Source organism: Streptomyces sp. NBC_01525 (genome assembly GCF_045040405.1).
Taxonomy (GTDB): domain Bacteria; phylum Actinomycetota; class Actinomycetes; order Streptomycetales; family Streptomycetaceae; genus Streptomyces; species Streptomyces benahoarensis.
On the sequence record NZ_CP109397.1, the window covers coordinates 3482152 to 3501665 of the forward strand.

Below are 19514 nucleotides of genomic sequence, written 5' to 3' on the forward strand. Positions count from 1 at the left end.
TGAACCCAGTGGTTCACGGGAGGGACACGGCATGCACGACGCGCGTCCGGGCAGCGACGGGGAGCACCTCGTCCAGCAGCGGCTGGGAACGACCGAGCGGGCGAACCGCTTCTACAGAGACCAAGTCCTCGACCACCTCAACGGCGCCATGCGGGAGTTCGTGGCCCGGCAGGAGATGCTCTTCCTGGCCACCGCGGACCGGCACGGCGAATGCGATTCCTCGTTCCGGGCCGGACCGCCCGGCTTCATCCAGGTGCTCGGCGACCGGTATCTCGCCTACCCCGAGTACCGCGGCAACGGCGTCATGGCCTCGGTCGGCAACCTCTCGGAGAACCCCCGCCTGGGCATCCTGATGGTCGACTTCCTCCGGGACCGGATCGGACTGCACATCAACGGCCGTGCCCGGGTGGTCCTCGACGAGGAGATGCGGCAGCAGTACCCGTGGCTGCCCACCGACCCCGTCCCCGGGCGGCGCGCGCAGCTGTGGGTGGCCGTCGAGGTCGAGGAGGCGTACATCCACTGCGCCAAGCACATACCGCACCTCCGGAAGGTGCCGCCGCAAGAGCGCGGCGCGCGTGCCTGGGGCACCGATGACCAGCGGCGCAAGGGCGGCGACTTCTTCGGCGCGGCAGCCGAGGCCACCACCCGCCCGCCGTTCCGCCACCCCGGCCACGATCAGGAACATCTCCGCGGCGGCCGCCACGAGGACACCGCCGGGCCCCGGCTCCGCGGCGAGCCCGACGGCCTCGTCGAGGCGCTCACCCAGGGGTTCCAGGGCGAAGTCGAACGGGTCCTGGCCCGAGCCCGGCAGCGCCGTCCCGCCGAGGAACCGGGGTTCCGCGGCTGGTTCGGCTGACACCCACGGCCCCGGAGGGCGCGGTGACGGCGGGCGCGCGGAACCGCGCGCCCCCGGGCCCTGGCGTCACGCCCGTACGCTCCTCGGGCCGGCCGGACGGGAACGCCGACCGTCCCCGATCACCCCAGGTCAGGGGCGTGCATCGCCCGTACGCCCTCGATGTTGCCGTCCAGGTAGTGCCGCAGGGAGAGCGGGACGACCTCGACGGAGGCGATGCCCACGCGGGTGAACGGCACCCGCACGATCTCGTACTCCCCGCACGGCTCCTCGACCTCCGGCCCGTGCCGCCGGGAGAGATCCATGGTGTCCAGCCGGCAGACGAAGAAATGCTGCACCTTCACGCCGTCCACACCGCTGTCGCCGATGTGCTCGACGGTGTCCACGAACACCGGGACGACGTCCTTGACCTTCGCGCCCAACTCCTCGTCCAGCTCACGGTGGAGTGCGTCGGTCACCGTGGCGTCCGTGGGCTCGACGCCACCGCCGGGAGTGATCCAGTAAGGGGCGCGGCCCGGCTTGGTGCGCTTGATCAGGATGAGGTCCGCGCCGTCGAGCAGAATCGCCCGGGCGGTCCGTTTGACGACTGGCCGTACGGTCATAGAGGACAGATGCCGCAGCCACCGGCCACCGAAACCCCGCCGGAGCCGCCGGTTCCGCACCCCGTACGGGACGACCCGGGGACCACCGCCACCGCAGGGCCGCGGCCACCGGGCGGCGACGACCCCCGCTCGCCCGGTGACGGCGGCACGGGGTCCGAACGTCAGGCGCCGCGCAGCGCCGTATCCAGCGCCCGGTGGACGTCCGCGATCAGATCGTCCGGGTCCTCGACCCCCACCGAGAAGCGGATGAAGCCCTCCGGTACCGCGTCGCCGCCCCAGCGGGCCCGGCGCTCCGCGGTCGAGCGCACGCTCCCGAAGCTCGTCGCGTCGTCCACCAGCGTCAGCGCGGCGAGGAACCGCTCGGCGTGCGCCCGGTCCGGCAGCGTGAACGACACCACGGAGCCGAACCGCCCCGGCCGCATCTGCGCCACGGCCAGCCCGTGTGACGGATCGGACGGCAGACCGGGATGACGCACCCCGGCGACCTCCGCCCGCTCACACAGCGCCTCCGCGAGCGCCAGCGCGCCCGCCGACTGCTGCCGCACCCGGAGCGCGAGGGTGGCCAGCGAACGGTGCGCCAGCCAGCTCTCCATCGGCCCCGGGATCGCACCGACCGTCTTCCGCCACAGCCGCACGGAGTCCGCCAGCGCGGCATCACGGGTGGTCACGTAGCCGAGCAGGACATCGCCGTGCCCGGTGAGCGCCTTGGTGCCGCTGGCCACCGAGAAGTCGGCGCCCAGATCCAGCGGGCGCTGGCCCAGAGGGGTGGCGAGGGTGTTGTCGACGGCCACCAGGGCGCCCCGCTCGTGCGCCGCGTCGGCCAGCCGCCGGATGTCACATACGTCCAGACCCGGGTTGGACGGCGTCTCCAGCCACAGCAGCCGGGCACCGTCCATGACATCGAGCTGCGCGTCGTGCGCCGTCGGCGCGGTACGGACCTCGATGCCGTAGCTCTCCAGCCGGGTGCGGACCGCGGGCAGCAGCTGGTAGCCGTCCGAGGGCAGCACCACCGCGTCCCCGGACCGGAGCTGCGAGAAGAGGACCGCGCTGATCGCGGCCATCCCGGAGGCGAACGTCACGGTGTGCGCGGGGGCGTGCGGCGACTCCAGTGCGCCGATGCCCTCCTCCAGCAGCGTCCACGTCGGATTGCCGTCGCGACCGTAGGTGTACGGGCCGACGGCGTCGCCGGGCAGATGGAAATGGGCCGCGAACACCGGCCCCGGCAGGGACGGTTCGTGGGCGGCGGGCTCGGGGAGCCCGGCGCGGACGGCGCGGGTGCCGTCACCGGTCATGAGCGCTCCTTGGGTGAGAGGGGGTGCCGTCCCCGGGGGAGCGGTGGTGCCCCGGAGCTCCCCCGGGTGAGGGCATCGGAGGCCGCCGCCAGCAGACCCGCGCACGCCGCCTCGACCATCTCCAGGCACCCCGCGAACTCCGCCGGGCCGCCGTGGTACGGATCGGGAACGTCGAGCGCCCCCGGGGCGGGCCCGGCCGGGTCGTACGCGCGCAGCAGATGGACCTTGGCGGCATCGTCGGGCCCGGGCGCCATCCGGCGCAGCGCCCGCAGATGGCCGCCGTCCAGCGCGATCACCAGGTCACGGTCCGCGAACCAGGAGGCGTCGAAGCGGCGGGCGCGGTGGGCCGCCGGATAGCCGGCCGTGGTGAGCACGGCGACGGTGCGCGGATCGGCGCCCTCGCCCTCGTGCCAGCCGTCGATACCGGCGCTGTCGGCCACGACGCGGTCCCCGAGCCCGGCCGCGGCCGCCTCGGTGCGGAAAACGGACTCGGCCATCGGCGAACGGCAGATGTTCCCGGTGCACACGAAGCAGACGCGGAACGGGCGGCGGGGCGGGCGGGTCACGGTGCGGGTCAGTCCTCGTCGGGCAGCATGATGTGCATGGCCCAGGAGACGATCGACACGATCACGCCGCCGAGCACCGCGGTCCAGAAGCCGTCGACGTGGAACGCGAGATCGAGGTTGCCGGCCAGCCAGGACGTCAACATCAGCATCAGCGCGTTGACGATCAGGGTGATCAGGCCGAGCGTGAGGATGAACAGAGGGAACGACAGCAGTTTCACGACCGGCTTGACGACGAAATTCACCACTCCGAAGATCAGCGCGACCAGTATCAGCGTCAGCGCCTGATGACCGCTGCTGTCGCCGGTCAGCGAGATGTCCGGCTTCAGCAGGAAGACGGCCACGGCAAGCGCCGCGGCGTTGGCGATCGTCTTGACCAAGAAGTTCTTCATGGTGAGATCGTCGCAGACGAGTCCTGGATGACTGAGGGGTAGGACGTGAAGGCTTTCCGACTGGACGAGCTGGAGGCGGAACGAGCCGCCCACAACGGTGCGTATCTGCAGTTCCTCAAGGAACGCAACATGTCTGTCGGGCTGTACGCGCTCGACTCCGGGGACACCGACCCACAGCAGCCGCACCACCAGGACGAGGTATACCTCGTGGTCAGCGGCCGCGCCGCGATCACCGTCGGCACCGAAACCCAGTCGGTCGCCCGCGGCAGCGTGGTCTACGTCCCCGCCGGGGTGCCCCACAAGTTCCACCACATCAGCGAGGACCTGAGGGTCATGGTGGTGTTCTCTCCCCCCGAAAGCTGAGGGCGGCCCCCGGAACCCGTAAGGGTCGGTTCAGGGATGCCCCAGGGATACAAAGCCCCCACACCGCCCCCCACCGCCCTAGCATCGTGAGTGAAGGGGGACGCAGAGCCCGAGCCCACAGCGGAGGGGCACCACGTACTCCGCCCAAGGCAGAGGCGAAGCGGACCATCTCCGGTCAACGGCAGTTCCGGATACGGCAGTACGCAGTACACACAGCAGCGGTTGACGACGGCAAGGACCCGGTGCGGCACACGGCAGGCCGCGCCGGGCCCGCCGCGGACACAGAAAGCAGGGCAGAGCAGTGGCAGGTAAGGGAATATTCGCGGGGCTTCCGTGGTGGGTGACCTGGGTCGTGGTGCCCGTGGTCCTGCTCGTCGTCTTCGGCGGGCTGATCGCCAGCGCGGTCGGTTTCCTGATCGGCCTGCTGTTCAAGATCCTCATCGCGGTGGCCCTCATCGCGGGCGTCATCTATCTGGTGCGCAGGTTCAGCGGTTCCTCCACGACCTCGTCGAAGAGCGACTGGTAACCCGCTCCGCGGCGGTAACGACACCGCCGTCCCCGCTCGCCACCGACGCCCCGCTTCCTCCCCCTGGAGCGGGGCGTCGGTGTGTCCGGGGGCTGACGCTGGGGGATTCGGGGCGTGGAAGGGGCCTGTCCGACTGCTGCACGGCGGCGGGCGAGGAGGGGCGGTCTGCCTGACGGCATGGCGGGGGGCGAGGAGGGGTGGGGTGGGAGGGGGAGGGGGAGGGGGAGGGCCCCCACAGAGCGTGACGGAGCAAGGCCCGACCTCCCCCGGCCAAATCGAGCCGGCCCGACACCCCACCCTCACCCCCGAACACCAGGCCCCCACACCCCCCGGCATATTCAGCCACATCCCACCCACGGCTCCCCCGCGACGGCGGGGGTTTCGCACCCCACCCAGCGCAGCCCCGCCCGTCACATCGCAGCAGCTCAACCGCCTTGCAGCTATGCGCTGTGAGCCCGCGCGGGCCCGGCGTGAGGGTGGGGTGGCGCCGCTTGGTGGGCAGCGTCAAGAAGTGCGCCAGGTGAGTTAACTACCAGGCCATTCGGGTTACCACTCGGTTGCACCGCGTTAGAGTGCCGTCGCATGCGTCTTCCGGATGATGACGTTCCGGAAAATAACGACCGAGGCGAGCATGCGGCCCGGACGTCGAGAACGGGCCCTGGGAGACGCGCGCGGCGCGGGAACGGTCCCGTGACCGGGGCTCCCCGTGCCCCACGGGCGATCGGACTGGGGGTTGACGTTGGCAGCCGAGAGTGGCGAATCCATTTCTCACCCCACACTGATCGGGTCCGTCCAGCGCGCCCTACGGCTCCTCGAAGCGGTCGGCGCGCATCCGGAGGGTGCCCCGGCCAAGCAGCTCGCCCGCGAGGCCGGGTTACCGCTGCCGACCACGTATCACCTGCTCCGCACCCTGACCCACGAGGGCTATCTCCGTCGCCGCAACGGCGTCTTCGTCTTCGGCCCGGCCGCGGACTCCCTCGGCCGGGCCGGTGAGCAGCGGCACCGGCGCCAGGAGCTCTCCGAGGCGCTGGCCGTGCTCGGCAAACGTCTGAACGCAGCGGTCTACTTCGCCGTCTACCGCGAGGGCGAGGTGGAGGTGGTCGCGGCCGGCGGCACACCGGAACGGCCGCCGGTGCAGGAGTGGGCCGACTTCCGCTCCACCGCCCATGCCCATGCGATCGGTCAGTGCCTCCTGGCGCAGCTCGACACGGCCACGCGCAAGGAACACCTGTCCCGTTATCCGGTGCAGTCCGTAACCCCCTTTTCCGTGCGATCCAAGGACGATCTGCTGCACCGATTGGATACGGTGCGTCGCGGGCACGTGGCGTACGAACAACAGGAATATGCCCTTGGCACGGTTTGCTCTGCGATTCCCGTCCAAGTCGGCTCCGTCGCCGCGGCGCTGGCGATTTCTCTCCCCGCCGAGGAACTGCATCGATTGCGTTCTGTCACGGTGCGACTACGGAAAATGGCGGAGGCGACGCTAACGACACTCGCCTTCTCTATCAGTATCTGAAAACTCACTCCTTGTGATCTGCTGGCACGTGACAGACGATGGCGTCAATAGGGCCTCGGGGGACGAATCCCGGCCATCCCGATCTAGTGCGGGGCAGTGGTTGATGACCGACACAGTTCAGGCAGAAGTGATCATGAGCTTCCTCGTTTCCGAGGAACTCGCCTTCCGGATCCCGGTGCAGCTGGACTTCGACAGCGCCGATCCGTACGCCGTCCGCCTCACCTTCGACCTACCCGGTGATATGCCGGTGACCTGGGCCTTCAGTCGTGAGCTGATGCTCGACGGGCTGAGCAGACCCTCCGGTGAGGGCGATGTGCGCATCGAACCGGCCGGCGGCGGGCATCTCAGCGATGTCTTCATCAGTCTCCAAGTGGGCTCCGAACGCGCGCTTTTCCGCGTCAGCGCCCCGCCTCTGGTGGCCTTCCTCGACCGTACGGACCGCTTGGTGCCGCTCGGTGCGGAAGAGGTGTGCGACACCTTGGAGGCCGTACTGGACCGCATCCTCACCGAGGCGTCGAAGGCGAGTTGACCTCGCCCTCGTCCGCGGGCAGCCCCGCCGTCCGCGGCGGCCCGAACCACCCTGTCCCCCGGCGGTCCGGGCCGAGCGCCACCCTCGGGCCCGGTCGGCCCGGCGACCGCTCTCGCCGGTACCCGACTCCGCCCCCGGCGGCCCTCACACCTTGCGGCGCCGCCCGCGCGTCCCGCGTCCGCCGCGCCGCGCGGCCGCCCGGCCCCCGGCCGGTGGAGCACCGGCGTCCCGGCCGGCCGCCCCGTTCCCGGCAGTGCCCGGCCGTACGCGGTCGGCCGAGACGACCAGCGCGGCCAGCAGCGTCGTCAGCGGCACCGACGCGACCAGCCCGATGCTGCCGACCAGCGTCCGCACGAGCTCCTCGGCCACCACCTCGCTCCCCGCGACCGCGCCCACCCCGCTCTGCGCGATCGAGAAGAGCAGCATGAGCGGCAGCGCCGCGCCCGCGTAGGCCAGGACGAGGGTGTTCACCACCGAGGCGATGTGGTCCCGGCCGATCCGCATCGCCGCGCGGTACAGCGTGCGCCAGGACGCCGACGGATCGGCCTCCTTCAGCTCCCACACGGCCGCGGTCTGGGTGACCGTCACATCGTCGAGCACCCCCAGCGAACCGATGATGATGCCCGCCAGCAGCAGGCCCCGGATCTCGATGTCCGGGAAGAGCCCGTGCACCAGCCCCGTGAAGTCGTCGGTGTTGCCGGTCAGCAGCGCCCAGCCGATGAACACCGAGCCGAGCAGCCCGATGAGCAGCAGCGAGGCGAGGGTGCCGAGGACCGCGACCGAGGTCCTGGCCGTCAGACCGTGGCACATGTACAGCGCGATCAGCATGATCGCGCTGCCGCCGACCACCGCGACGACCAGTGGATTCGAGCCCTGCAGGATCGCCGGGAGGATGAACAGCGTCAGCACCCCGAAGCTCGCCACCAGAGCGACCAGGGCCAGCACCCCGCGCAGCCTTCCCACCACGACGACGGCGCACGCGAAGAGCGCGGCCAGCACCCACATCGGTACGGTCCGGTCGACATCGCTGATCGAGTACTGCAACTCCTTCGGCGCCTTGGGGGAGTACGCGACCCGGACCTCCTGCCCGGTGGTGTAGTGGCGCAGCGCGTCCGGGGTGACCACCGTCTCGAAGGTCCGCCCGGCGTTCTCGCCCGTCGTCACCTCCACCGTCGCCACCTCGCAGGGCCCCTTGGCCTTCGCCGGGCGCCCGTTCGGCTGCTCGCCCGGGACCGGCTGCTCCTGGGCGTGGACCTTGGCGCAGTCGACCTCGGCGACCTTGGTCACGCGGGCCGACTCCTGGGGCTGGTCGAAGCCGACGCCGGACGGTTTGTGGCCGGGTGCGCCGCCCGGCCACAGCACCACCAGGCCGACCGCGACGGCGACGGCGAACGGGATCAGCACCGCGGCGATGATCTTCCGCAGATGCCGGGAGACGGGCGCCGCCGGGCCGTGCCCGTGCCCGTGCGTATGGCCGTGCCCGTGCCCGTGCCCATGGCCGTGGGCCTGGGGCGGGACGGAAGAGGGCGAGGACGTGTCGATGCCGGTCACCGCCCGATCATCGCAAGAAGCCCGGGCCCCCTGGCCACCTCGCCGTACCGGCCGCTACCGTGGTGCCACCTTTGCAATCGCGGGAGCTCGGAGCACCGGGCTGAGAGGGCGCTGACCTTCGTCCCGACGACGTTTCACGTGAAACGTCGCGGACGGAAGCCGCTGCGTCGACCGCCGAACCTGTTACCGGGTAATGCCGGCGTAGGGAGTTGGGTCTTCATGGCTCTGCAGGATGCACGCACGCCCGAAAACGGCGAGTCCGAGCGGGACGGCTCCGTCAAGGAGTTCGGCCAGCACAAGGACTACGTCGCCGGATCACGCCCCGACCTGCGGGTACCGGTCCGGCGAGTGCACCTCACCAACGGTAAGGACGTGACGCTGTACGACACGTCAGGTCCGTACACCGATCCCCAGATCGACACCGATGTCCGCCGCGGTCTGGCACCGCTGCGGGAGAACTGGATCACCGCGCGGGGCGACACCGAGGAGTACGCGGGCCGCCCGCCGCGACCCGAGGACGACGGTCTCAAACACACCTCACCCCGCGGTGGCCTGCGCAATCTCGACGCGGTCTTCCCCGGGCGGCCCCGCCGGCCCCGGCGCGGGCGGGGCGGCTCGGCGGTCAGCCAACTCGCCTATGCGCGGCGCGGCGAGATCACCACGGAGATGGAGTACGTCGCGGTCCGCGAGGGCGTGACGCCCGAGTTCGTCCGTGACGAGATCGCGGTGGGCCGCGCGGTGCTCCCGGCGAACGTCAACCACCCGGAGATCGAGCCGATGATCATCGGCAAGAACTTCCTGGTGAAGGTCAACGCCAACATCGGCAATTCCGCGGTCACCTCGTCCATCGAGGAGGAGGTGGAGAAGATGACCTGGGCGACACGCTGGGGCGCCGACACGGTCATGGACCTCTCCACCGGCCGCAACATCCACACCACCCGCGAATGGGTGCTGCGCAACTCCCCCGTGCCGATCGGCACCGTCCCCCTCTACCAGGCGCTGGAGAAGGTCGACGGCAAGGCCGAGGAGCTGAATTGGGAGATCTACAAGGACACCGTCATCGAGCAGGCGGAACAGGGCGTCGACTACATGACGGTCCACGCCGGTGTGCTGCTGCGGTACGTGCCGCTGACCGCCCGCCGCAAGACCGGCATCGTCTCCCGTGGCGGCTCGATCATGGCCGCCTGGTGTCTGGCGCACCATCAGGAGTCGTTCCTCTACACGCATTTCGAGGAGCTGTGCGACATTCTGGCGTCGTACGACGTGACGTTCTCGCTCGGTGACGGGCTGCGTCCGGGGTCGATCGCGGACGCCAACGACGAGGCGCAGTTCGCGGAGCTGCGGACGCTCGGCGAGCTGAACAAGGTCGCCAAGGCGCACGGAGTGCAGACGATGATCGAGGGCCCGGGCCATGTCCCGATGCACAAGATCAAGGAGAACGTCGACCTTCAGCAGGAGATCTGCGAGGAGGCGCCGTTCTACACGCTCGGCCCGCTGACCACGGACATCGCGCCCGCCTACGACCACATCACGTCGGGTATCGGCGCCGCGATGATCGCCTGGTGGGGTACGGCGATGCTCTGCTACGTCACGCCCAAGGAGCATCTGGGCCTGCCGGACCGCGACGATGTGAAGACCGGCGTCATCACGTACAAGATCGCGGCCCATGCGGCGGACCTCGCCAAGGGACACCCCGGCGCCCAGGAGTGGGACGACGCGCTGTCGGACGCCCGCTTCGAGTTCCGCTGGGAGGACCAGTTCCATCTGGCCCTCGACCCCGACACCGCGCGGGAGTTCCACGATGCGACGCTGCCCGCGGAACCGGCGAAGACGGCGCACTTCTGCTCCATGTGCGGGCCGAAGTTCTGCTCGATGAAGATCAGCAGGAGCATCACGGAGCAGTTCGGCGGCGGGGACGGCGCCAGCCCCGAGGAGGTCGAGGCGGGCATGCTGGAGAAGTCCAAGGAGTTCGCCGCCGCGGGCAACCGCGTCTACCTCCCGCTGGCCGACTGACCCTCCGCCGCACCGGGGCTCCTCCGCCATGGGCGGGCCCCGGTGCGCTCCGGTCGACCGACGAACGTCCCAGGTCGGCCGCGTGCGGCAGCGTCCCGGCTCTACGGGCGCCCCAGCGGCGACGGGTTGAGCCGCGCGAAGCCCTCCTGGCGCTCGTACGGGAAGTAGGGGTACGGGGCGGCCTTGGCGCTCGCGGCGTCGAGCCGCGCCACCTGGTCGGGGGTCAGGCTCCAGCCGACCGCGCCGAGGTTCTGCCGGAGCTGTGCCTCATCGCGGGCGCCGATGATCACCGAGGAGACGGTCGGGCGCCGCAGTAGCCAGTTGAGGGCGATCTGCGGCACGGTCTTCCCGGTTTCCTGGGCGATCTTGTCGAGGGCGTCGACGACCCGGTACAGGAGTTCCTCCTCCACGGGAGGGCCGTAGTCCGCCGTCCGGTGCAGGCGGCTGCCGTCCGGGAGCGGCTCGCCCCGGCGGATCTTCCCGGTCAGCCGTCCCCACCCGAGGGGGCTCCAGACGAGGGCGCCGACGCCTTGGTCCTGGGCGAGGGGCATCAGCTCCCACTCGTAGTCGCGGCCGACGAGCGAGTAGTAGACCTGGTGGGCCGTGTGGCGCGGGTAGCCGTACCGGTCCGCGACGGCGAGCGATTTCATCAGCTGCCAGCCGGAGAAGTTGGAGACCCCGGTGTAGCGGATCTTTCCGCTCCGTACGAGGCCGTCGAGGGTGGAGAGGACTTCCTCGACCGGTGTTCCGGCATCGAAGGCGTGCAGCTGGAAGAGGTCGATGTGGTCGGTGCCGAGGCGGCGCAGTGCGTCGTCGACGGCCTTGAGCAGGCGGGAACGGGAGGTTCCCCAGTCGGCCGGGCCGTCGCCCAGGGGCAGACCGGCTTTGGTGGAGAGGAGGACCCGGTCGCGGCGGCCCTTGATGGCGGCGCCGAGGACTTCCTCCGAGGCGCCGCCGGAGTAGACATCGGCGGTGTCGAACAGGGTGACTCCCGCGTCGAGGCAGATGTCCACGAGGCGGCGCGCTTCCACCGCGTCGGTGGTGCCCCAGGCGCCGAAGAGTTCGCCGCGTCCGCCGAAGGTACCCGCGCCGAAGCTCAGTTGCGGAACCCTCAGCCCCGACGCGCCCAGCTGCCTGTATTCCATGCCGTTTCCCCTTCTTTGTGCCGCCCCGTCCGCGGAGACGGGTGGGACGGGACGGTGCCCGACGACACGGGACAGCCCAACTAAAGGGATTGCCATCCCGTTAATATGAGGCTCAACGTAGCAGAGTCCATCCATCTAATGGAACGGGAGTCCCGTTATGGCGACCGAAAGTACGGATCCCGGGAGCGTGCGCCCGGGCGGACGCACCGCACGCGTGCGGGCCGCGGTCCTGCGGGCCGCCGGGGACGCCCTCGCGGAAGGCGGCCTCGCCCACCTGGACCTGGCCGAGGTGGCCCGCCGCGCCGAGGTGGGGAGGACGACGGTGTACCGCCGGTGGGGTTCGCCGACGCAGCTCGTCGCCGACCTGCTCGCGGACATGGCCGAGCAGTCACTGCCGCGTACGGAGACGGGCACGCTCCTCGGCGACCTCCGCGCGAACGCCCGACTGGTGCGGCGCACGCTCGCCGACCCGCGCCAAGGGGCCCTCTTCAAAGCGGTGATCGCCGCTGCCACCTGCGACGACCAGACGGCGGCCGCCCTCCACCGCTTCTACGAGATCCGCGTCGACGCGTGGCAACCGTGCGTCCAACAGGCCGTCGAACGGGGCGAACTCCCCGAGGACACCGATACCCGCGAGGTCGTACGCGCCGTCTCGGCCCCGCTCTACTACCGCCTGCTGACCAGCGACGCGCTGCTCGACGAGGCGGCCGCGGACCGCGCCGCGGAAGCCACGGTCGCGGCCGCACGGGCGGGGGTCTTCACCAGGTCGGCGGAGTGACTGGGCTGTCGGCCGTACCGGGCGCGGCGACCGTACCGGCGGACGCGTTCCGGTTGCCGTCCGCCGCGTCCCCGTGCCGCGGCTCGCCGCCCGGGATTGCTACGTTGGCCGTCCCGGCCCGCCTCGGCGAGGGGCTGGGCAGCGGAGACACACAGGGGTGGGACATGAAGTGGGTGGGCGTGGTCTGGTTTCTCCGGCATGCCGGGGAGTTCGGATTCAGCCAGGGCGCCCTGCCCGGCACGATCGGCACGCTCGCCGTGCTGCTCCTCGCCGTGCTGCTGGGCTTCGGGCTCCACCGCGTCGACCGCATACGCCGCATCCGTTACGCGCCGCTCGCTCTCGCCGCCACCTTCTTCAGCGCCGGGGTCATCTGGCTCGCCGTCACCTGACGCACCCCGGACGGCGACCCTTGGGGGACGCGCCGCGTATCAACGTTCAGGAATTCAGCGGTAGTTGGGTGACGAGCAGCTTTCCGGCCATGGTCACGCCGCCGTCCATCGCGATGGCCAGACCATCGGCGTAGACGTGCGGGCCCTCGACGGCGACCTGCTCGCCGTCGCTGTCCTCCGTGCCGACCTCGCCCAGCAGATACGGGATCGGGCTGTGGCCGTGCACGACGCGCGTGCCGCCGTAGGTGTCGAGGAGACGGCGCGCGGCCTCGGCGCCGGATGCGTCGCGGAACGCGAAGCGCTTGGTGAACTTCCGGAAGAGATCCCAGACTTCGTCGGCTTCGCTGCGGGTCAGGACGTCGTGGACGGTGTCGTTGACGGCCTCGATCGAATCGCCGTATTCGAGGTACGCGGTGGTGTCGGAGTGCACGAGCAGATGCCCGTCCTCCTCCATCACGGCGTCCAGCCGGGCCATCCACTGGAGGTGGTGGTCCTCCAGACGGTCCATATCGGTCTTCTGGCCGCCGTTGAGCAGCCAGGCGGCCTGGAACGACGCGGTGCCCGCGCCGGACTGGACGGGGGTGTCACCGAACCGCTTGGCGCCCAGCAGCAGCAGCTCGTGGTTGCCCATCAGCGCCTTGCAGTACCCACCGGCCGCCGCCGCCTCGGCGGACAGCTGCATGACGAGGTCGATGACGCCGATGCCGTCCGGACCACGGTCGGTGAAGTCGCCGAGGAACCACAGCCGGGCGTTGCCCGCCGCCCAGCTGCCATCCGCGTCGATCAGGCCCTCGGCGGTCAGCGCCTCGCGCAGCTCGTCGTAGTAGCCGTGCACATCGCCGACGACGTAGAGGGGGCCGGGACCGGCGGCCGCCTCGCCCTCGGTCTCCGGGGCGGGCAGCAGATGCGCGGCGGGCTGGTCGATGAGGGTGTCCGTGCGGCCCGCGCCGATGACCGGGAGATCGCGGGCGGTTGGCGTGTACCCGTCGGGCAGTTCGTCGGGTTGCGGCGGGGCGGCGGGCGCCGCGGGGGGCGGTGCGGGGGTGTTGTCCTGCGGCGGGTCCAAGGGGGCGCCGTCGAACGGTCCGGACGGCGATGAGGACGCCGGAGTGTGTGCCGCCATGGTCCATGCCATGGGTCCCTGACCGGCCCCCTGAGTCATTGACCCCTCCACCATCGCGCCGCCGTGTACCTCTCGGACCTTTGCCTGGTCGACGGCGGTCCGCGGTGTCGTTCGCCCATCATAGGAACGCTGCTCGCGGGTTGTGACGCACCAGGGGGTGGTCAATCCGCCGGAGCCCGGCGTTCCCGGATGTTTTCTCCCGAGATCAACCCGTTTTTTCCGGGCACCGACAAGGGCGCCCGTTCACCGCCGGGGCGTGCGCCCCGCCGATTCCGGGAGCGTACCCGCCGATCGGCCCATGATCACGGCCCACGGCGTACAAGTGCGGTGCCGCCGCGCGGAGGTGCGTCGGCCGAGGACACCGTACGGTGCCCGTGGCCGGCGCACCGGCCACGCGCCCGGTCAGTCGCCGGCCGGGCCGCGCGGCGGACTGACGGTCGTGCGGGGCGAGCGCCGCTGGGACGACGTCCGCACGATCAGGTCGGTCGGTATCACCTGCTCGACGGGGCCCTCGGTGGCCAGCCCCTCGATGGCGTCGATGAGGATCTGGACGACGGCGGTGCCGATCCGGCGGGGCTTGAGGGACAGCGTGGTGATCGGCGGCTCGGTGGTGGCGTAGACGGTGGACTCGCTGCAGCACACCAGCAGCAGATCGTCCGGTACGCGCAGGCCGTAGCGGCGCGCGGCGGCGAGCAGGTCGGTGCCGTTCGGGTCGAAGAGCCCGTAGACGGCGTCGGGGCGGTCCGGGCGGGCCAGCAGCCGGTCGGCGGCGACGGCGCCCGCACAAGGGTCGTGCGCCGGGTAGGACTCGTAGACCGGGTCCTGGCCGACGCGTTCGCACCACTGCAGGTAGGCGGTGGTGGACAGGCGGGTGTAGGTGTCGGTCGTGGTGCCGGTGAGCAGGCCGATGCGGCGGGCGCCGGCCGCGGCGAGATGGTCGAGGAGGCCGAGGACGGCGGCCTCGTGGTCGTTGTCGACCCACCCGGTCACGGGCAGGGAGCCGCCGGGGCGGCCGTCGGAGACGACGGGGAGGCCGTGGCGGACGAGCTCGGTGACGACGGGGTCGCCGTCCGCCGGGTCGATGACGACGGTGCCGTCGAGGGCGACGTTGGACCACACGTCGTGGCGGGACGTCGCGGGGAGGATGACCAGCGCGTATCCGCGGGCCAGGGCGGCGGAGGTGGCGGCTCTCGCCATCTCGGCGAAGTAGGGGAATTCCGTAAAGGTGAAAGGTTCATCCCCGTACGTGGTCACGGTCAGGCCGATCAGCCCTGACTTGCCGGTACGGAGCGTGCGGGCGGCGGCGGACGGGCGGTAACCCAGCCGGTCGGCCACTTCGCGGACGTGGCTGCGGGTGGCGTCCGGAAGCCGGCCCTTGCCGTTGAGCGCGTCGGAGACGGTCGTGATCGATACACCGGCCGCGGCGGCCACATCCCGGATGCCTGCCCGCCCCAGCCGGCGACCGGTCGACCGGCTCACCTGGTGGTTCCCTGCTGCTGTCATGGCGAGCCGATAGTAGGGCTCGGAAAGCCCATCGGAGGGGATCGCCTGACGTGCCGGAGGAGGAACATTTCTGCATGGTGATGCATCGTCAGTTGCCATGGAAAGAAAGGTAGTTAACGGGGTGTTTGATGGTTCGCTGGGTCGGTTGGGGTGTTCGCCTGGCGATGTTCTCAGGTCTCGAAGAGGTCTCAAGTCACCTTCACGGGGGACGCGCGCCAGGGAGTGAGCCACCGGCGCACGGTTATGGAGCGTGCGCCCCTTGTGCGGCCGGGCGGCGGGCGCGGCATGGGAGCACGGAGCGGCGGCCGCCATGGCTCCGTGGGGACTGCCGCCGGGCGGGGGAATCCTCATAAGGTGTGCAGTATTCGTGTCGAGCGGGACGGTCGAGGAGGACCTGCGGTGAGCGAGAAGACCCCGAAGCTGCGTGCGGCGCTGGACGGCATCCCCACCTACAAGCCCGGCCGGCCGGCGGCGTCGGACGGGCCGGTGGCGTACAAGCTGTCCTCCAACGAGAACCCCTATCCCCCGCTGCCCGGCGTCCTGGAGCGGGCCGTCGAGGCGGCGGGCGCCTTCAACCGTTACCCCGACATGGCCTGCACGGGGCTGATGGCGGAGCTGGCCGAGCGCTTCTCGGTGCCGGTGGAGCACCTGGCGACCGGCACCGGCTCGGTGGGTGTGGCGCAGCAGCTGGTGCAGGCCACGGCCGGTCCGGGCGACGAAGTGATCTACGCCTGGCGGTCGTTCGAGGCGTACCCGATCGTCACCCAGGTCTCGGGGGCCACCTCCGTGAAGGTGCCGCTGACCTCCGGTGAGGTGCACGATCTGGACGCCATGCTGGCGGCGATCACCGACCGCACCCGGTTGATCTTCGTCTGCAACCCCAACAATCCCACCGGCACCGTTGTGCGCCGGGCCGAGCTGGAGGCGTTCCTCGACCGGGTGCCGGACGGCATTCTGGTGGTGCTGGACGAGGCGTACCGCGAGTTCATCCGCGACCCCGAGGTGCCGGACGGCGTCGACCTCTACCGGGACCGCCCCAACGTCTGCGTGCTGCGGACCTTCTCCAAGGCGTACGGCCTGGCGGGGCTGCGGATCGGGTTCGCGGTGGCGCACGAGCCGGTGGCCGCGGCGCTGCGCAAGACGGCGGTGCCGTTCGGTGTCAGTCAGCTGGCGCAGGAGGCGGCGGTGGCGTCGCTGCGCAGTGAGGCGGCGCTGCTGGAGCGGGTCGATGCGCTGGTCGCCGAGCGGACGCGGGTCGTCGCGGCGCTGGCCGCGCAGGGCTGGGAGCTGCCGCCGTCCGAGGCGAACTTCGTCTGGCTGCGGCTGGGGGAGCGGACGGTGGAGTTCGCCGAGGCGTGTGAGCGGGCGGGGGTCGTGGTGCGGCCGTTCGCGGGTGAGGGTGTGCGCGTGACGATCGGCGAGAGCGCGGCGATGGATCTGTTCCTGGGGGTCGCCGAGGAGTTCCGCAAGACGGTGTGACGGAACATTTCAGGTCAGGAGGCCGCGGGTCCTACGGGCCCGCGGCCTTTTGCGTGCGCGGGGTGGTTCGGCCGCCGGGAGTCGCGATGCGGAGCGGTTCCGGGGGCGTGACCACGGTCACGTACCCCCCGTCCGGGCAGCTCCGGGGCATAGGAGATAATCGCTTGTGAATGTGAACGCGTTCACAAGCGCGCCGTTTATGTCCCGCTTCACTGCGTGCATAAAGGGCGAAAGCCGTAGTGAAGCGGCGACGTAAGGAGAACCGACGTGGAGCTGGCGTTGGCGCCAGAGACCTTGGCGCGATGGCAATTCGGCATCACCACCGTCTACCACTTCCTCTTCGTGCCCCTGACGATCTCCCTCGCGGCTCTGGTGGCCGGGCTGGAGACCGCATGGGTACGGACGGGCAAGGAGAAGTACCTTCGAGCCACCAAGTTCTGGGGCAAGCTTTTCCTGATCAATATCGCGATGGGTGTCGTCACCGGCATCGTCCAGGAGTTCCAGTTCGGCATGAACTGGTCCGACTACTCACGCTTCGTCGGTGACATCTTCGGTGCCCCGCTCGCGTTCGAAGCGCTCCTGGCGTTCTTCTTCGAGTCCACTTTCATCGGACTGTGGATCTTCGGCTGGGACAAGCTGCCGAAGAAGATCCACTGCTTCTGCATGTGGATGGTCTCGATCGGCACCATGCTGTCCGCCTACTTCATCCTGGCGGCCAACTCCTGGATGCAGCACCCGGTCGGCTACAAGTACAACGCCGCGAACGGCCGGGCCGAGCTGACCGACTTCTGGAAGGTGCTCACCCAGGACACCACGCTGGTCGTCGTCTTCCACACCCTCACCGCCGCCTTCCTCACCGGCGCCGCGTTCATGGTCGGCATCTCCGCGTACCACCTGATGCGCAAGAAGCACGTCACGGTGATGCGAACGTCGCTGCGGCTCGGGCTGGTCACGCTGGTGATCGCCGGGATGCTCACCGCGATCAGCGGCGACACGCTCGGCAAGGTGATGTTCAAGCAGCAGCCGATGAAGATGGCCGCCGCCGAGGCGCTGTGGGACAAGGAGGAGCCCGCACCGTTCTCCGTCTTCGCCTACGGCGACGTCGACAAGGGCCACAACAAGGTCGCCGTCGAGATCCCCGGCCTCCTCTCCTTCCTCGCCCACAACGACTTCTCCTCGCCGGTGCCGGGCATCAACGACGTCAACAAGGCCGAACAGCAGCGGTTCGGGCCGGGCGATTACCGGCCCAACATCCCCGTCGCGTACTGGGGCTTCCGCTGGATGATCGGCTTCGGGATGACGTCCTTCGCCATCGGCCTGGCCGGGCTCTGGCTGACCCGGAAGAAGTTCTGGCTCGCGCCGGGGCTGCGGACCGGGGACGATGAGCCACCCCGGCTCGCGCTCACGAAGAACACCGCGCTCGGCGCCCGGCTGAGCAAGTGGTACTGGTCGCTGGCGTTCGTCACCCTCGGCTTCCCGCTGATCGCCAACTCCTGGGGCTGGATATTCACCGAGATGGGCCGCCAGCCGTGGGCCGTCTACGGCGTGCTGCGCACCTCCGACTCGGTCTCCCCCGGCGTCTCCCAGGGCGAGGTGCTCACCTCGATGATCGTCTTCACCGCGCTCTACGCGATCCTCGCCGTCGTCGAGGTGCGGCTGCTGGTGAAGTACGTCAAGGCCGGACCGCCAGAACTCACCGACGACGACCTCAACCCGCCCACCAGGATCGGCGGCGACTCCGACGCCGACCGGCCGATGGCCTTCTCGTACTAGGAGGCGACCGTGCAACTCCACGACGTCTGGTTCGTCCTCATCGCCGTGCTCTGGACGGGCTACTTCTTCCTGGAGGGCTTCGACTTCGGGGTCGGTGTCCTCACCAAACTGCTCGCCCGGGACCGCACGGAGCGGCGGGTCCTGATCAACACCATCGGTCCGGTCTGGGACGGCAACGAGGTGTGGCTGCTGACCGCCGGCGGCGCCACCTTCGCCGCCTTCCCGGAGTGGTACGCCACTCTCTTCTCCGGCTTCTACCTGCCGCTGCTGGTGATTCTCGTCTGCCTGATCGTGCGCGGTGTCGCCTTCGAGTACCGCGCCAAGCGCAGCGAGGAGAGGTGGCAGCGCAACTGGGAGCACGCGATCTTCTGGACCTCGCTGCTGCCCGCGTTCCTGTGGGGCGTGGCGTTCGGCAACATCGTCCACGGCGTGAAGATCGACGCGCACAAGGAGTACGTCGGCGGTGTCCTGGACCTGCTCAACCCGTACGCGCTGCTGGGCGGGCTGGTCACGCTGACGCTGTTCACCTTCCACGGTGCGGTCTTCACCGCGCTCAAGACGGTCGGTGACATAAGGGAGCGGGCCCGCCGGATGGCGACCGGGCTCGGGCTGGTCGCCGCGGTGCTGGCGGCCGCCTTCCTGGTCTGGACGCAGGCGCACCGGGGCGACGGCGCCAGCCTGGTCGCACTGGTCGTGGCGGTCGTCGCGCTGCTCGCGGCGCTCGGTGCCAACCGGGCGGGCCGGGAGGGCTGGGCGTTCAGCTTCTCCGGCCTCACGATCATCGCCGCGGTGGCGATGCTGTTCCTGACGCTCTTCCCGAACGTCATGCCGTCGACGCTGAACGATGCCTGGAGCCTCACGGTCACCAACGCCTCGTCCAGCCCGTACACCCTGAAGATCATGACCTGGTGCGCCGGGATCGCGACGCCGATCGTGGTGCTCTACCAGGGATGGACGTACTGGGTGTTCCGCAAGCGCATCGGCACCCAGCACATCGCCGAGGCCCACTAGGTCCGTGGCGCCTTCCCACTAGGGGGCGCCGCGGGCACCCGCCGGGGTGGTGCCGGATCTCCTGCCGGGGACCGGCGCCCTCCCGGACCGCCAGCCCGAGCCCGCCGGGCGGT

19 protein-coding genes and 1 riboswitch are annotated in these 19514 nt (G+C 70.3%); of the genes, 11 read left to right on the forward strand and 8 right to left on the reverse strand.

The window, feature by feature from the left end; genetic code table 11:
• Positions 1-31: 31 nt before the first annotated feature.
• Complete coding sequence (locus OG422_RS15580; RefSeq protein WP_143944137.1) at positions 32-856, forward strand: pyridoxamine 5'-phosphate oxidase family protein; 825 nt, start codon at positions 32-34, stop codon at positions 854-856.
• 119 nt (positions 857-975) lie between these two features.
• Here OG422_RS15580 and OG422_RS15585 read toward each other — a convergent pair whose 3' ends face one another.
• The 4 genes from OG422_RS15585 to OG422_RS15600 all read right to left on the reverse strand — a co-directional run bounded on the left by OG422_RS15585 (position 976) and on the right by OG422_RS15600 (position 3702).
• Positions 976-1455, reverse strand: coding sequence for an NUDIX domain-containing protein (locus OG422_RS15585; protein WP_030285604.1), 480 nt, complete (start codon positions 1453-1455; stop codon positions 976-978).
• 161 nt (positions 1456-1616) lie between these two features.
• Positions 1617-2747 (reverse strand): cystathionine gamma-lyase, encoded by a 1131-nt coding sequence (locus OG422_RS15590; RefSeq protein ID WP_405743388.1) that lies wholly within the window; start codon positions 2745-2747, stop codon positions 1617-1619.
• The gene (locus OG422_RS15595; protein ID WP_405747811.1) at positions 2744-3244 is read right to left on the reverse strand and encodes a low molecular weight protein-tyrosine-phosphatase; all 501 of its coding nucleotides are present in this window, start codon (positions 3242-3244) and stop codon (positions 2744-2746) included. The genes OG422_RS15590 and OG422_RS15595 overlap by 4 nt, the downstream gene beginning before the upstream one ends.
• A gap of 77 nt (positions 3245-3321) precedes the next feature.
• On the reverse strand, positions 3322-3702 hold the full coding sequence (locus OG422_RS15600) for a phage holin family protein (protein WP_143944134.1): 381 nt from the start codon (positions 3700-3702) through the stop codon (positions 3322-3324).
• A 45-nt stretch (positions 3703-3747) separates the two neighbouring features.
• Here OG422_RS15600 and OG422_RS15605 point away from each other — a divergent pair, with 45 nt between their 5' ends.
• The 4 genes from OG422_RS15605 to OG422_RS15620 all read left to right on the forward strand — a co-directional run bounded on the left by OG422_RS15605 (position 3748) and on the right by OG422_RS15620 (position 6636).
• The gene (locus OG422_RS15605; protein ID WP_405743389.1) at positions 3748-4065 is read left to right on the forward strand and encodes a cupin domain-containing protein; all 318 of its coding nucleotides are present in this window, start codon (positions 3748-3750) and stop codon (positions 4063-4065) included.
• Positions 4066-4366: 301 nt separating this feature from the next.
• Entirely contained in the window at positions 4367-4591 is a 225-nt protein-coding gene (locus OG422_RS15610) for a DUF5326 family protein (RefSeq protein WP_143944132.1), read from the forward strand.
• A 739-nt stretch (positions 4592-5330) separates the two neighbouring features.
• Positions 5331-6107: an IclR family transcriptional regulator gene (locus tag OG422_RS15615; RefSeq protein WP_405743390.1), complete on the forward strand. Its 777-nt coding sequence runs from the start codon at positions 5331-5333 to the stop codon at positions 6105-6107.
• A gap of 103 nt (positions 6108-6210) precedes the next feature.
• Positions 6211-6636: an SsgA family sporulation/cell division regulator gene (locus OG422_RS15620; protein ID WP_143943492.1), complete on the forward strand. Its 426-nt coding sequence runs from the start codon at positions 6211-6213 to the stop codon at positions 6634-6636.
• 144 nt (positions 6637-6780) lie between these two features.
• Here OG422_RS15620 and OG422_RS15625 read toward each other — a convergent pair whose 3' ends face one another.
• Positions 6781-8187: a YibE/F family protein gene (locus OG422_RS15625; RefSeq protein ID WP_405743391.1), complete on the reverse strand. Its 1407-nt coding sequence runs from the start codon at positions 8185-8187 to the stop codon at positions 6781-6783.
• Positions 8188-8256: 69 nt separating this feature from the next.
• Positions 8257-8412: riboswitch (TPP riboswitch) on the forward strand.
• On the opposite strand from OG422_RS15625, the gene thiC reads away from it, so the two are divergent.
• The gene (gene thiC / locus OG422_RS15630; protein WP_143943491.1) at positions 8407-10200 is read left to right on the forward strand and encodes a phosphomethylpyrimidine synthase ThiC; all 1794 of its coding nucleotides are present in this window, start codon (positions 8407-8409) and stop codon (positions 10198-10200) included. Its footprint overlaps the riboswitch before it by 6 nt.
• A 101-nt stretch (positions 10201-10301) precedes the next feature.
• On the opposite strand, the gene OG422_RS15635 is transcribed toward thiC, so the two are convergent.
• A complete protein-coding gene (locus OG422_RS15635) occupies positions 10302-11345 on the reverse strand; it encodes an aldo/keto reductase (RefSeq protein WP_405743392.1) in 1044 nt (347 codons plus the stop codon).
• A 157-nt stretch (positions 11346-11502) separates the two neighbouring features.
• Between OG422_RS15635 and OG422_RS15640 the strand changes: the two genes are divergently transcribed.
• Positions 11503-12123 carry a TetR/AcrR family transcriptional regulator C-terminal ligand-binding domain-containing protein gene (locus OG422_RS15640; protein WP_405743393.1) on the forward strand — a complete coding sequence of 207 codons (621 nt, stop codon included), beginning with the start codon at positions 11503-11505 and terminating at the stop codon, positions 12121-12123.
• Positions 12120-12512 carry a hypothetical protein gene (locus OG422_RS15645; RefSeq protein ID WP_143943488.1) on the forward strand — a complete coding sequence of 131 codons (393 nt, stop codon included), beginning with the start codon at positions 12120-12122 and terminating at the stop codon, positions 12510-12512. Before OG422_RS15640 ends, OG422_RS15645 begins: the two co-directional genes overlap by 4 nt.
• Positions 12513-12558: 46 nt before the next feature.
• On the opposite strand, the gene OG422_RS15650 is transcribed toward OG422_RS15645, so the two are convergent.
• Together OG422_RS15650 and OG422_RS15655 are read right to left on the reverse strand one after the other, a co-directional pair.
• Positions 12559-13647 carry a metallophosphoesterase gene (locus tag OG422_RS15650; protein ID WP_405743394.1) on the reverse strand — a complete coding sequence of 363 codons (1089 nt, stop codon included), beginning with the start codon at positions 13645-13647 and terminating at the stop codon, positions 12559-12561.
• A gap of 390 nt (positions 13648-14037) precedes the next feature.
• The gene (locus OG422_RS15655; RefSeq protein WP_037680208.1) at positions 14038-15138 is read right to left on the reverse strand and encodes a LacI family DNA-binding transcriptional regulator; all 1101 of its coding nucleotides are present in this window, start codon (positions 15136-15138) and stop codon (positions 14038-14040) included.
• A 399-nt stretch (positions 15139-15537) separates the two neighbouring features.
• Between OG422_RS15655 and hisC the strand changes: the two genes are divergently transcribed.
• The 3 genes from hisC to cydB all read left to right on the forward strand — a co-directional run bounded on the left by hisC (position 15538) and on the right by cydB (position 19401).
• Positions 15538-16617 (forward strand): histidinol-phosphate transaminase, encoded by a 1080-nt coding sequence (gene hisC, locus OG422_RS15660; protein WP_405743395.1) that lies wholly within the window; start codon positions 15538-15540, stop codon positions 16615-16617.
• Between the two features lie 267 nt (positions 16618-16884).
• A complete protein-coding gene (locus tag OG422_RS15665; protein WP_405743396.1) occupies positions 16885-18390 on the forward strand; it encodes a cytochrome ubiquinol oxidase subunit I in 1506 nt (501 codons plus the stop codon).
• Between the two features lie 9 nt (positions 18391-18399).
• Positions 18400-19401, forward strand: a complete 1002-nt coding sequence (cydB, locus tag OG422_RS15670) for a cytochrome d ubiquinol oxidase subunit II (RefSeq protein WP_405743397.1) — start codon at positions 18400-18402, stop codon at positions 19399-19401.
• Positions 19402-19514 lie beyond the last annotated feature (113 nt).

Bases quoted from the DNA above. Each gene is read 5' to 3' on its own strand.
- OG422_RS15580 (WP_143944137.1), top strand. From the start codon at position 32: ATGCACGACGCGCGTCCGGGCAGCGACGGGGAGCACCTCGTCCAGCAG.
- OG422_RS15585 (WP_030285604.1), bottom strand. From the start codon at position 1,455: ATGACCGTACGGCCAGTCGTCAAACGGACCGCCCGGGCGATTCTGCTC.
- OG422_RS15590 (WP_405743388.1), bottom strand. From the start codon at position 2,747: ATGACCGGTGACGGCACCCGCGCCGTCCGCGCCGGGCTCCCCGAGCCC.
- OG422_RS15595 (WP_405747811.1), bottom strand. From the start codon at position 3,244: ATGGCCGAGTCCGTTTTCCGCACCGAGGCGGCCGCGGCCGGGCTCGGG.
- OG422_RS15600 (WP_143944134.1), bottom strand. From the start codon at position 3,702: ATGAAGAACTTCTTGGTCAAGACGATCGCCAACGCCGCGGCGCTTGCC.
- OG422_RS15620 (WP_143943492.1), top strand. From the start codon at position 6,211: ATGACCGACACAGTTCAGGCAGAAGTGATCATGAGCTTCCTCGTTTCC.
- thiC (WP_143943491.1), top strand. From the start codon at position 8,407: ATGGCTCTGCAGGATGCACGCACGCCCGAAAACGGCGAGTCCGAGCGG.
- OG422_RS15635 (WP_405743392.1), bottom strand. From the start codon at position 11,345: ATGGAATACAGGCAGCTGGGCGCGTCGGGGCTGAGGGTTCCGCAACTG.
- OG422_RS15640 (WP_405743393.1), top strand. From the start codon at position 11,503: ATGGCGACCGAAAGTACGGATCCCGGGAGCGTGCGCCCGGGCGGACGC.
- OG422_RS15650 (WP_405743394.1), bottom strand. From the start codon at position 13,647: ATGGCATGGACCATGGCGGCACACACTCCGGCGTCCTCATCGCCGTCC.
- OG422_RS15655 (WP_037680208.1), bottom strand. From the start codon at position 15,138: ATGACAGCAGCAGGGAACCACCAGGTGAGCCGGTCGACCGGTCGCCGG.